The organism is Arthrobacter psychrolactophilus, assembly GCF_003219795.1.
Lineage (GTDB): Bacteria > Actinomycetota > Actinomycetes > Actinomycetales > Micrococcaceae > Specibacter > Specibacter psychrolactophilus.
Map to the genome: position 1 here is coordinate 206,667 of NZ_QJVC01000001.1, position 12,782 is coordinate 219,448.

At 59.6% G+C, this 12,782-nt stretch carries 11 protein-coding genes; 7 read left to right on the forward strand and 4 right to left on the reverse strand.

Features of this window, described 5'->3' with window-relative positions; all coding sequences use genetic code 11:
- Positions 1-16 precede the first annotated feature (16 nt).
- Positions 17-1,747 (reverse strand): glycoside hydrolase family 13 protein, encoded by a 1,731-nt coding sequence (locus CVS30_RS00950; protein ID WP_245934370.1) that lies wholly within the window; start codon positions 1,745-1,747, stop codon positions 17-19.
- A gap of 145 nt (positions 1,748-1,892) precedes the next feature.
- Between CVS30_RS00950 and CVS30_RS00955 the strand changes: the two genes are divergently transcribed.
- From CVS30_RS00955 to CVS30_RS00975, 4 genes are all read left to right on the forward strand, one after another.
- Positions 1,893-3,179, forward strand: coding sequence for an ABC transporter substrate-binding protein (locus tag CVS30_RS00955; RefSeq protein ID WP_110483716.1), 1,287 nt, complete (start codon positions 1,893-1,895; stop codon positions 3,177-3,179).
- A gap of 123 nt (positions 3,180-3,302) precedes the next feature.
- Positions 3,303-4,334, forward strand: a complete 1,032-nt coding sequence (locus CVS30_RS00960) for a carbohydrate ABC transporter permease (protein WP_110483453.1) — start codon at positions 3,303-3,305, stop codon at positions 4,332-4,334.
- On the forward strand, positions 4,331-5,221 hold the full coding sequence (locus CVS30_RS00965; RefSeq protein WP_110483454.1) for a carbohydrate ABC transporter permease: 891 nt from the start codon (positions 4,331-4,333) through the stop codon (positions 5,219-5,221). The genes CVS30_RS00960 and CVS30_RS00965 overlap by 4 nt, the downstream gene beginning before the upstream one ends.
- Positions 5,222-5,524: 303 nt before the next feature.
- Entirely contained in the window at positions 5,525-6,538 is a 1,014-nt protein-coding gene (locus CVS30_RS00975) for a LacI family DNA-binding transcriptional regulator (RefSeq protein ID WP_110483456.1), read from the forward strand.
- Here CVS30_RS00975 and CVS30_RS00980 read toward each other — a convergent pair.
- Both CVS30_RS00980 and CVS30_RS00985 read right to left on the reverse strand, forming a co-directional pair.
- Complete coding sequence (locus CVS30_RS00980) at positions 6,535-7,377, reverse strand: DUF8083 family protein (protein WP_110483457.1); 843 nt, start codon at positions 7,375-7,377, stop codon at positions 6,535-6,537. The genes CVS30_RS00975 and CVS30_RS00980 overlap by 4 nt on opposite strands.
- A gap of 3 nt (positions 7,378-7,380) precedes the next feature.
- Complete coding sequence (locus CVS30_RS00985) at positions 7,381-8,184, reverse strand: exodeoxyribonuclease III (protein WP_110483458.1); 804 nt, start codon at positions 8,182-8,184, stop codon at positions 7,381-7,383.
- A gap of 546 nt (positions 8,185-8,730) precedes the next feature.
- Between CVS30_RS00985 and CVS30_RS00990 the strand changes: the two genes are divergently transcribed.
- From CVS30_RS00990 to CVS30_RS01000, 3 genes are all read left to right on the forward strand, one after another.
- Positions 8,731-10,044, forward strand: coding sequence for a quaternary amine ABC transporter ATP-binding protein (locus tag CVS30_RS00990; RefSeq protein WP_245934371.1), 1,314 nt, complete (start codon positions 8,731-8,733; stop codon positions 10,042-10,044).
- 8 nt (positions 10,045-10,052) lie between these two features.
- On the forward strand, positions 10,053-10,898 hold the full coding sequence (locus CVS30_RS00995) for an ABC transporter permease (protein ID WP_110483718.1): 846 nt from the start codon (positions 10,053-10,055) through the stop codon (positions 10,896-10,898).
- 75 nt (positions 10,899-10,973) lie between these two features.
- Entirely contained in the window at positions 10,974-11,864 is an 891-nt protein-coding gene (locus CVS30_RS01000; RefSeq protein ID WP_110483459.1) for a glycine betaine ABC transporter substrate-binding protein, read from the forward strand.
- A 75-nt stretch (positions 11,865-11,939) separates the two neighbouring features.
- Here CVS30_RS01000 and nadE read toward each other — a convergent pair whose 3' ends face one another.
- The gene (nadE, locus tag CVS30_RS01005) at positions 11,940-12,761 is read right to left on the reverse strand and encodes an NAD(+) synthase (protein ID WP_110483460.1); all 822 of its coding nucleotides are present in this window, start codon (positions 12,759-12,761) and stop codon (positions 11,940-11,942) included.
- Between the last annotated feature and the right edge of the window lie 21 nt (positions 12,762-12,782).

Here is a 12,782-nt window from a genome sequence, read left to right on the forward strand (position 1 = left end):
AACCCGGCACCTATTTTCAGTTGGTGAACCAGACGGCAGAGTTCGGCGCCAGTTCTCCGTTGGACGCCGACTCCGCTGCGCTGGCCAGCACAATCTCGGCACCCGGAGGTAGCTCCAGCGGAGCGCTGCCGGTATTGGCGATGACGGTGAGCGGACCATTGTTGAAGGCCACGACGCCGGATCTCGGGTCATGCTGTGGCGCCCACGAATGAGTTCCCTCGCCAAGCGTATGTGCGGCACGTACGTGAAGGGCCGATCTGTACAACTCCAACGTGGACCCGGCCACGCCCATCTCGACGTCGACGGCGTAGTTGGCAAAGGACGGGGGTTGCGGCAGCCAAGGCGCTACGGTGTTCCCGTCCTGTGTGTCACATGAACTGAATCCGTAGCCTCGCTCGGAAGCCCTCCAAGGCAGAGGGACGCGGCAGCCATCGCGGCCGCGCTCGATACCGTTGGTGCGGAAGAAAGCCGGGTCCTGACGGAATGCTGCGTCAAGGGTGGTGTGCTCGGGGAGGCCCAGCTCCTCGCCTTGATACATATATGCCGAGCCTGGCAGGGCGAGCATAAGCAGGGCGGCCGCGCGGGCGCGCGCCAGCCCGAGAGCCTCATCAGGCTGTTCATCCTCGGCGCTGATTCCCTTGGGGAAAGTAGTCGGATCGGCCAAGCCAAAGCGGGAAGGGTGACGCACTGTGTCGTGGTTGGACAACACCCAGGTTGTTGGTGCGCCGACCGTGGCATTCGCGGCTAATGACTTCTCGATGGCGGTTGCCATACGTTCGGCATCCCAGCCAGCGAGCAGGAAATCAAAGTTGAAGGCCTGCTGCATCTCATCGGCTCGCACATACTGTGCCAATCGCTCAGGCTGTTCCACCCAAGCCTCCGCGACCAGCATACGGTCGCCCTGGTACTCCTTGAGGACTCGATTCCAGGATCGGTAGATCTCGTGGACACCATCTTGGTCAAAAAACGGTGACGGTGGATCCAGAGCCGGCTTTTGTTGGTGCACTGGGTCTTGTGGCGCTGGGTTTTCCGTCTCATCGCCGGAGACCATGGCCGTGTGTCCCTCCCAGTCCGGAAGTCCGGCGGCCTTGACCATCCCGTGTGCCACATCCACGCGGAAGCCGTCCACGCCGCGGTCTAGCCAGAATCGCAGCACGGACTCCATTTCGGTACGGACTTCAGGGTTGTCCCAGTTCAGATCTGGTTGCTTGGTATCGAAAAGGTGCAGATACCACTGGCCGGGGACCCCATTTTCGGTGATGCGAGTCCAGGCCCTGCCGCCAAAGATGGAACGCCAATTGTTGGGCGGCTCTTCGCCCCCATTGCCTCGTCCGTCCCGGAACATGTAGCGATCGCGAGCGGAGGATCCAGCCGGATGTGCCAGCGCCTCTTGAAACCACGCATGTTCATCGGAGGTGTGGTTGGGGACGAGATCCACGATGACTCGCAGACCAAGACCATGGGCCTTGCTCAGCATGGTGTCGAAGTCGTTCAGATCCCCGAACAAGGGATCAACTCGGCGGTAATCTGCCACGTCGTATCCGGCATCTGCCTGCGGGGACAGATAAAAAGGGGACAGCCAGATGGCATTGACGCCGAGCTCGGCCAGGTACTCCAAATTCTCGCAAACACCTGAGAGGTCACCCATGCCGTCACCGTTTCTGTCAGCAAAGGAACGTGGGTAAATCTGGTAGATCACGGCGCTGGCCCACCAAGGCTTGGTTGGCATTGACTGAAAAAATGTCATGTTGTTCCTCCTGAAACAAACTGGTAACGAAAATGTGTAAGCGCTTGCACTCTAGCATTGAAAGTGATTATTGTGAGCTATACCACCCAATGCGGAGCCTTGAACTGTGCTCCGCGGCTGAAAATTTTCATTGAGGAGAATGACCATGGGAATCAAGATTTCAAAGGTATATAGGCCAATGGCGGCCTTCGCAGTGCTGGCACTGGCACTGTCCGCCTGTGGTGGCGGAAACGGTGGAGGAGGCGACGGTGGAGGTGCGGCGTCGCAGAACCTCGACTCCCGTGGCCCCATTACCTACGTCCAGGGCAAGGACAACTCGGAAGTAATCCGGCCCCTCGTGGATAAGTGGAACGCGGCCCACCCCGATGAGCAGGTCACGTTCAAGGAGCAGTCAGACAAGGCTGACCAGCAGCATGACGATCTGGTCCAGCGCTTCCAGGCCAAGAACGGCGACTATGACGTTGCCAGCGTGGATGTCGTGTGGACGGCTGAATTCGCTGCCAAGGGCTGGTTGCAGCCGCTGAAGGACACCATGGCCGTCGACACCACCGGGTTCTTGCCGGCAACCGTGGCAGCGGCAACGTATAAGGACACCTTGTACGCCGCACCGCAAACCTCCGACGGAGGCATCCTGTACTACCGCAAGGACCTGGTGCCGACTCCGCCCAAAACCTGGGAAGAGATGATGGGCATGTGCTCCATCGCTAAGGAGAAGGGTATCGACTGCTATGCCGGCCAGCTTGCTCAGTATGAGGGGCTGACGGTCAACGTAGCCGAGGCCATCAACACCGCCGGCGGCACCATCGTTGATAAGGACGGTAAGGCCACCGTCGATGCGCCCGAGGCCAGGGCCGGGCTGAATAACCTGGTCCAGGCATACAAGGACGGCAATATCCCCAAGCAGGCAGTGACGTATCAGGAAGAGCAGGGCAGGGCGTCCTTCCAGGACGGCAAATTGATGTTCCTGCGTAACTGGCCGTACGTCTACAACCTGGCCAAAACGGACGGGGCCTCCAAGGTCAAGGACACCTTTGGCATTGCACCCTTGCCAGGCAAGGACGGTCCAGGTTCATCCTCTTTGGGCGGTCACAGTCTGGCAATCAGCGTTGATTCGAAGAACAAGGCCACGGCCAAGGACTTTGTGAGCTTCATGATCAGTGAAGAAACGCAAAAGTTCTATGCAACTCAGGGGTCCTTGGCACCGGTCTTGGAAAGTCTCTACAGCGATGCGGCGCTGGTTGAAAAGCTGCCGTACCTGCCGGTGCTGCTGACCTCCATCCAGAACGCCGTGCCGCGACCCGTGACTCCGTTCTACCCTGCAGTTACCTTGGCCATCCAACAGAACAGCTTCGCTGCCATCAATGGGAGCAAGAGTGTGGATCAGGCCATGACTGACATGCAGGCGGCCATCTCCGCTGCCGGAGCAAAGTAGCCGCAAAAGTGGATCCTGTGGCGTTCCCGGAGATGGCTAACTTCGCCGGGAGCGCCGCAGTGCCTGTTCTTCGCATCACGGTTTTCGTGGTGCAACACAGAGTCGTGGTGAAAGGAAAGCCGCATGTCTATACAGCTTGAATCCGGGGCAGACCCCGGTAGAAAGATAGCCCGTAAGGGTAGTGAGAATAAGGAAGTTGGCCAGGATCGCAAGGAAAAGACGCAGGGTCGTGCGGCGGCGTTGCTGGTTGCCCCGTCTTTGCTTGTGCTCGCCATCGTTATTCTGTACCCGGTGCTGAATGCAATTTACATGTCCTTCCAACAGGACGAGGGCCTTGACCCTGTAACGGGTAGCTTTGTGGCTGGTGGTTTTGCCGGATTCGCCAACTACATTCACTGGCTGTTCCAGCAGTGTGAAACACCTACGGGAGCCGCAAGCTGTCCGCCCGGGACCTTGGGCGCCCAATTCTGGAGCGCCACGGGCGTTACCTTCTTCTTTACCGTCGTCACTGTCTTCTTTGAAACCATCCTGGGTTTTTGGATGGCAGTGATCATGGCCCGTACCTTCCGCGGCCGCAGTGTGCTGCGAGCGGCCGTGCTGGTGCCGTGGGCCATCCCCACGGCAGTGACCGCCAAGCTGTGGTTCTTCATCTTTGCCTTTGACGGCATCGCCAACACGCTGTTTAACACCGAGATCCTGTGGACCGGCAGTCAGGGACCTGCCCAGGCCGCCATCATCATCGCCGACGTTTGGAAGACCACCCCGTTCATGGCATTGCTCATCCTGGCCGGGCTGCAAATGATCCCCGCCGAGGTCTACGAGGCAGCCAAGGTCGACGGCGCATCCGCTTGGCAACGCTTCCGCCTCATCACCCTGCCGCTGGTCAAGCCGGCGCTCATGGTGGCGATCTTGTTCCGAGTCCTGGATGCCCTGCGCATGTACGACCTGCCTGCCATCATGACGGGCGGCGCCAATGGCACCACCACATTGTCCATCCTGGTGGTCAACCAGATTCGTGTTGGCTTCAACTCCGCAGCGGCTCTGTCCACCATCACCTTCCTGATTATCTTCATCGTGGCATTTATCTTTGTCAGGTTCCTCGGAGCCAACGCTGTTGAATCCGCCAGTGGTGGGGAAAAGAGGAAAAACAAATGAGTACCTCAACAGCAAACGTGCAGGCCCACACCGCCGCCGCCAAATCGGTGGCCCGGCGTCGAGAATCCTGGGCTAATACCCGCACCTATATCAGTGCTGCCGTCATCGTGGTGTGGTGCCTGCTGCCGTTTTACTGGATGATCGTCACGGCTTTCAGGGACGTTGGCTACACCTTTGATTCCACACCTTTCTTTACGCACGTCACTTGGGACAATTTCAAGACGGCTTTTTCCGCTGAAATGGGCAATCATCTAGATAAGGCCCTGATGAACTCTCTGTTTATCTCGGGTGTGACGACCGTGGTGGCTCTGCTGTTCGGGGTTTTCGCGGCATATGCGCTGGCCAGGCTGAAATTCCGTGGCAAATTTATGGTGCTGGGCGTGGTCTTGGGCGCCTCCATGTTCCCCGGCGTTGCGATTGTCACTCCGCTGTTCCAGCTCTTTGGCAATATTGGCTGGATTGGCAGTTACCAGGCCTTGATCATTCCGAACATTTCCTTCGTGCTCCCCCTGACCGTCTACACTCTGACGTCCTTCTTCCGGGAAATGCCATGGGAACTGGAGGAAGCTGCCCGCATTGATGGGTGCACGCAAGGGCAGGCATTCCGCAAGATCATCATGCCCCTCGCGGCTCCTGCCGTCTTTACAACGGCGATTCTGGCGTTCATCGCTTCGTGGAACGAATACTTGATTGCGAGCATCCTCTCCAACGACGCTACCCAAACGGTCACCGTGGCCATCGCCCGCTTTGCCGGGTCCGAACCTCACCAGGAACCGTATACGGCCGTCATGGCGGCCGGAACGGTTGTCACGATTCCGTTGGTGATCCTCGTGTTGATCTTCCAGCGCAAGATCGTGGCCGGGTTGACCGCTGGGGCGGTGAAATAAGCGATGAGGAGTACCGACAGTGGGCAGCCAGAGAATAACGCCCTGCACATCCCCACAAGTAAACAAAAGAGTGGTGAGGACTTCGACATCATCATTGGCTTTCTTGGTTTTTGGGCTGTCATCCTTTTTGCCGTGACGGTGTGGCTTGAGCTCACCGGACAGCCGGCCCTGATGTGGGCGATAGGATTGTTGCTGGTCTGTTTGGGGCTTTGGGGCATGATTCGGCTTCGCCGGAAACTGCCGGCCAGACGCGGTAGGCGGCCCCACTAACGGAAGGCCGGGACGAACGAAAGGACGCAGGGCATGAGGGTCAGTATTGACGACGTTGCCGCGCGAGCAGGAGTCTCTACGGCAACTGTTTCGCGTGCCCTGAGGGGCCTTCCCAAGGTCAACGCCGTTACCCGGCAAAAAGTCCTGGACGTGGCTCACGAGTTGGGTTATGTGCCCTCTCCATCGGCGACACGATTGGCCACGGGGCGGACTAAAACCGTTGGCGTGCTGGTTCCCTTCATCGACCGGTGGTACTTTGCGCACGCGCTGGAAGGCATCGACCAAGAGCTGCGTGAGCGGGGCTACAACCTGCTGTTATTCAGTCTTGGCGGCTACCTGCACGGCCAACAGCGCGTGTTCACCGAACAAATGGTTCGTAAGCAGATCGACGCGCTCGTGGTGTTGTGTCTGGGGCTGACGCCCATGGAATTGGCGGAGCTGCAGCGAATCCAGATCCCCATGATTTCGGTTGGCGGTCCGGTTAAAGGTTGCCAGGGTGTGCATGTGGATGATGTGGCCGCAGCGACCGCAGCGACCCAGCATCTCATTGACCTCGGCCATCGTAGGATCGGGCATCTGCGCGGTGGCATCAATGATGAGCGGAACTTCGTGGTGCCGGCACTGCGCTCGGAGGCTTTCGAGGCCACCGTGCTCCGTGCCGGCCTGGAGCTTAAAGCTGAGTGGATTATCGCCGGAGACTTCACCGTCACCGAGGGCCTGGCTGCCGCGGTCCGCCTATTTGATCTGCCGGGTGAGCGGCCCACGGCCGTCTTCTGTGGTTCCGATGAAATGGCCCTCGGGCTGATGTTTGAGGCTCGGCGACGCGGCATTCGCGTTCCTGAAGATTTATCGGTCGTCGGCATCGATGACCATGATTTCTCGGCACCCGCCGGGCTGTCCACTATCGCGCAAAAACCTGTGGAACACGGGCGGCGGGCCGCACGCATGCTCCTTGCCGAACTTGACGGAGAAATTGGGGCGATTCAAGAAGAGCTCATGCCGTTCAACCTCGTTCAGCGTGAATCAACGGCGCCGCCGCAGGGCTAGTTGGCCCGGGCCAGCTGTCTGATGGGCATCCAGCGATTTGCGAGCCGACGGTAAGCAGCAGCCGCACCCGTGAAGTCGCCCTCCGCGAGGCATTCCAGACCCATATGCACATCCGCGGGGGAGTCATCGGGATGAACCCGGTTCGCCACGGGGCCGTAATCAAGCTCCAACATGCCCACCTCGCCGAACTCCTCGAGCCAGCCGAGCAAGTCCGTCAGATCCGCGAGAAGGTCAAGATCAGGAGCCATCGCGGCCAGCATCTTTAAGGTGCGTTCGGCCCTGGACCGGGCAGCGGCGAGCGGGATTTGGATGCGAACCGTGAGGATCTGACCGTTCGCCTCAACAACTTCCATGCGGTCGTTCGCATACACCAGAATGAACCAACTGAACGGGACGCCCCAGGTGGAGGAGCGGCTTTGCAACGGCATCTCAAAGTGCTGGCTCTCCGAGGCATGCTCGAGGCTCTGCGACCACTCGGCTTGTGAGAGCACCAGCGTGGCCAGCTGCTCCATGCCCCCAGACATCAACTCGGCCACGCTGGCGATGGACCGCGCCACCAGCTGATTGGGGGAATACAGCGTGGCCTCACCCTCGCCTAAGGTGAGGGTCCGCACCCGGTCCTCATCCGACGTCGGAAGTGGATTGTTTATCGTCTTGCTGACCCGGACCAGGGAGTCACCCAGTTCCCCAATATCGATCGAGACGGCGTTTTGCTCCGGCGCGATGAGGCGCTCGAGGTGGGCAAATTCGGCAAGGGAGTACGCCTCACGCGGCAGATAGACGCGCAAGGTGGAGACGAAGGGAAGTTGCACCCCGCCCAAGTACAGCGCACCTGTCATAAATCAGCCCAGCTCTACGATGACGGGTGCATGGTCGGAGGCGCCCTTACCCTTGCGTTCCTCGCGGTCGATCTCGGCAGAGCTCACGCGGGCAGCCAGCGCGGGGGAGGCCATGACGAAGTCGATCCGCATGCCCTCCTTCTTGGGGAAGCGCAGCTGCGTGTAATCCCAGTAGGTGTAGATGCCCGGGCCGGGATGCAGAGGACGGACGACATCGGTAAAACCGGCCGCCTCAAACGCCGAGAAGGCGGCGCGCTCGGGTTCGCTGACATGTGTGAGGCCCTGGGTGCGGAAAAAGTCGATGTCCCAGACGTCGTCGTCCTGAGGAGCGATATTCCAGTCACCCATGAGGGCGATCTGGGCGTTGGGGTCTGCCGCGAGCCAGCCCGTAGCCTGATTCTTGAGCTCGTCGAGCCACTGCAGCTTGTAGGGCATGTGCTCATCGTCAAGGGCACGGCCATTAGGCACGTAGAGGCTCCAGATACGCACGCCATTGCACGTGGCGGCGATGGCGCGGGCTTCCTGCACCGGATCTAGGCCGCCCTTGCCGAAGGCCGGTTGGTTCACGAAGGTGCGTTCCACATCTTCCAGACCAACACGGGAGGCAATCGCGACGCCGTTCCACTGGCTGAAACCAAAATGGGCTACCTCGTAGCCATTGTTTTCAAAGAGTTCCCACGGGAAATTCTCGTCCTTGCACTTGGTTTCTTGGATGGCCAGCACATCGGCGTCGGTACGGCGCAGCCAGTCCTCCACACGGTCGGCACGGGCGCGGAGCGAATTTACATTCCAGGTAGCGATCTTCACCTGTCCAAGCTATCAAGTAATTCTCTGAGGCGGGCCTGCGAAAACCCTCGCGAATGGAATAACTGTGGGAAGAGACACCCCGCAGATGAGGCTGCAGAGATGATTAAGGCCCCTATGGTCACAAAGCTGTAACGCCTACTGAGCCGCGAGTACTCGATGCGATGTGCGGACTTTGGAGATTATTGGGCCAAAAAACAGTCAAAATTACGCTGATAGTGAAAATGCCTTTGTTAGCGTGGGAATGAACCAGTAGACCGACAAGCCTGCGGGCAACTGCCATGTGGTCAATGCGGGGATGACGAATCATCCTGTCAATGCGTTGAAACGGGCAGCCAGACACAGGCCGTCGAACTGGCGGCAGGGATAGCTTCCCGTTCCCCCACCGAGGTGTGGGGCCGTCTTTCCTTGCTGCCCCGGCCGGGGCATGCGGGGGAGCGAAGAGTTTGACGCGTATCAACGCCTGCAGCACGAAACACCAATCGCGACTGTTCGCCGTGTCCCTCGCCGAAAGGCCGGGATCCGAACATCCGCGTAGATGGGTACTACGTGTACGAAGCAACAAACGAACAAAATAACGACGCCGAGAACGCCATTGCACTGAGCGTTAAGAATTTGTACAAAGTTTTTGGCAAGCGCCCGGCCGAGGTCATCAAACGCCTCAAGGGTGGCAAGAAGCGCGATGAACTGACCGCGTTGGGCACGGCCGCCGTCATTGACGCCTCCTTTGAGGTTAAAAAGGGCGAGATCTTCGTTGTCATGGGCCTGTCCGGCTCGGGCAAGTCCACGTTGATCCGCACCTTAAACGGTTTGTGGTCGCCCACCGAGGGCTCAGTGGTTGTCGGGGGAAGCGATATTTCCAAGGTCAGCGACAAAGAACTGCGCCGCGTCCGACAGCAAAAGATCTCCATGGTCTTCCAGCACTTTGCACTCATGCCGCACCGTACCGTGCTGGAGAACGCCGCCTATGCCCTTGAAGTTCAAGGCGTGGCGAAGCCGGAGCGTCTGGCTCGCGCCGAAAAAATCCTCTCCCTTGTGGGGCTGGAAGGCTGGGGCGAAAAGTACCCCGGCGAGCTCTCCGGAGGCATGCAGCAACGCGTTGGCTTGGCCCGCGCCCTGTGCGCCGAAACCGATATCTTGCTCATGGATGAGGCCTTCTCCGCCTTGGATCCCTTGATTAGGCGCGAAATGCAGGAGCAATTGGTGCTGCTGCAATCCGAGCTCGACAAGACCATCATCTTCATCACGCACGACCTCAACGAGGCCATGTTCCTCGGTGACCGGATCGCCGTCATGCGTGATGGTGAGATCGTCCAGATTGGCACCCCGGATGAGATCCTCACCCACCCGGCCAACGACTATGTGGCCCAATTTGTGCAGGACGTGGATCGCACCCGCGTACTGACGGCCGGTGGCGTCATGGAACCGCCCCTGGCCGTGGTTAACCTTTCTGGTGGGCCCCGCAACGCCTTGCGCACCATGCGCGATCTGCAGGTCTCCGCCGCATTTGTGGTGGACCGCCGCCGGAATTATCTGGGCATTGTGCGCGACCGCGACGTCATGAAACAGGTCGAGGCGCACAGCTCCGATTTGGGCGCCGTGGTGCGTGTTGGGATCGATCCGGTCAGCCCCGAGACGTCGTTGAACGATCTCTTTGGCCGCGCCGTCGAGAGTCCCATCCCATTGCCTGTTGTGGACGACGCCGGACGGCTCGTAGGTGCCTTGCCGAGAGTCACGCTCCTGGCCGCCTTGGGCAACGTCCCCTCCACCACCGGTGAATTCCCCGTGGTTGATGCGGTCGTGGCGCCCATCCCCGAACAAGTTGTCACCGCCGCTCTGGCCTTGACCGAAGGAGACGCATAGTGGAACCGATGTTTAGGATCCCGTTGGGCGACTGGGTTGAGATTGGCCTCGACTGGCTGACAACAACACTGGATGCCGTATTTGACTTCATCCGCGCCATCTTGGTGGGCGCCTATGACGGTATTGAATGGCTATTTTCGGCACCGCCGTACTGGGTTGTCATCGTGGTCTTTGCCGCGATTGCCTGGTGGGCCAGCGGCTGGAAATTAGGGGTCGGCACCGCCTTTGGTTTTGCCGTCATTGTGGGCGTCAACCAGTGGGAAAACGCCATGAACTCCCTCGCGCTGGTGCTCATTGCCACGGTGGTTACGGTTGTCATCAGTATCCCGTTGGGGATCTGGGCGGCCAGCTCAAACCGGGCCTCGGCCATCATTAAACCCATTCTGGATTTCATGCAGACCATGCCGGCCATGGTGTATTTGATTCCCGCCCTGGTCATGTTCCGTGTGGGCGTAGTCCCAGGCATCGTCGCCACCATCATCTTCTCGATGGCCCCCGGCGTCCGCTTCACGGAACTTGGCATTCGTGGCGTGGATCAGGAAGTTGTGGAAGCCGGGCATGCCTTTGGCTCCAGCCCGGCACGCATCCTGCGCCAGATTCAGCTGCCGCTGGCACGCCCCACCATCATGGCGGGCGTCAACCAGGTCATCATGCTCTCACTTTCCATGGTGGTCATCGCCGGCATGGTGGGCGCGGGCGGATTGGGCGGCGACGTGGTCGCGAGCCTGAGCCGCATCGATGCCGGGCTGGGCTTCGAGGCGGGTATCGCCGTCGTCATTTTGGCGATCTTCCTAGACCGGGTCACGGCCAGCTTCGGCAAGAATACGGCCGGAACGCGCGGCAAGAACAGCTAACTTCGCCCTTATGAAGAGTATGCAAACCAATCGCGGCAGCAAGGCATGTAGTGCTGCCAATGAAAGGAATGAATCATGAAGAAGAATTTTTTGAGCGTCGTTGCTATTGCGGCAACCACGGCCCTGGCCCTGAGCGCCTGTGGCGCCGGAAGTGCCGGGGCGGTCCTGGACAACGGGGACAAGAAAGACGTCACGGTTGCTGTTTTCAACGGCTGGGACGAGGGCATTGCGGCCTCGGAACTGTGGAAGGTGATCCTCGATGAGAAGGGATACAACGTCAAGCTGCAAAATGCTGACGTGGCACCCGTCTTCTCCGGGCTCTCCACCGGCGACTACGATCTGACGCTGGACACCTGGTTGCCCGTCACCCACGCCAGCCTGATGGAGGAATACGGCGAGAAGATCTCCGAGTTGGGCCAGTGGAACGACGAGGCTGCCCTGACCATCGCGGTCAACGAGGACGCCCCGATCGATTCGCTCGATGAGTTGGCTGCCAACGCCGATGCCTTCGGCAACAAGATCATCGGCATCGAGCCTGCCGCCGGCTTGACGAAGGTCACCACCGAAAAGGTCATCCCCACATACGGCCTGGACAAAATGGACTACGTCACCTCATCCACCCCGGCTATGCTCTCGGAGCTGAAGACGGCAACGTCTAAGGGCGAGAACATCGCCGTCACCTTGTGGCGTCCGCACTGGGCCTACGACGCTTTCCCTGTCAAGGATCTGAAGGATCCCCAGGGCGCACTGGGCGAGGCCGAGGGAATTTACGGCTATTCACGCCTTGATTTCGACGCCGATTACCCCACGCTCAATGGCTGGCTCAAGGACTTCACGATGGACTCCAAGACGCTGTATTCCTTGGAAAATGCCATGTTTGGCGGCGACAAGATTGACGACTACACCGAGGTTGTCAAGACCTGGATCGGCGAGAACCAGGAATATGTGGACTCCCTGACGTCCTAACTCTTTTCTGACAAGTTCGACGGCGGACCACCCACCTCAGTGGGTGGTCCGCCGTCGAACTTTAAGCGCTAGAGGTTAGCGCCACCAGTTATCGAGCAGGGACACCGGAACGGTGCGCTTGTGCCGGCTCTGAAGGAAACGGCGTTCGATGGCGGCGGCGGCCTCTTCGGGAATGGTCTTTCCCTCGAGGTAGTCGTCGATGGCGTCGTAGCTGATGCCGAGCTCGTCCTCATCGGTGCGGCCGGGGACCCCGTCGAGCAGATCAGCCGTGGGCACCTTGTTCCAGATCTTTTCCGGGGCGCCCAACTCCTGCAACAGGGCCCGGTTTTGGCGCTTATTCAAGGTGAACAGCGGCAGGATGTCCGCTCCGCCGTCGCCAAACTTGGTGAAGAAACCGGTGACGGATTCCGCGGCATGGTCGGTGCCGATGACGAGCAAGTTGTCGTGGCCAGCCAAGGCATATTGCGCAATCATCCGGGAGCGGGCCTTGATGTTGCCCTTGTTGAAATCGGTGACATCTTCCGTGGCGGTCTTGGCGAATTCTGCCTCAAAACCGTCCACCGCCGGGGCGATGTTGAAGGTCGATTCGGTCTTGGCATTGATGAACCTCAACGCCGCCTGAGCATCATCCTCATCGTGCTGGATGCCATAGGGGAGCCTGACGGCGATGAAATTCGCCTCGATGCCCTCGGTTGCCAGTTCTTCGACGGCTAGCTGAGCCAGGCGCCCGGCCAGCGAGGAATCGAGGCCGCCGCTGATGCCCAGCACGTATCCCTTAGTTCCTGTGGCCTTGAGATAGTCCTTTAGGAACGTGACGCGGCGGGTAATTTCCGCAGCCGGGTCAATCGTGGGTTGGACGCCAAGTTCTGCAATGATCTGTGCCTGTAGTTCGCGCATACGACTAGCGTAGCTTGTGCG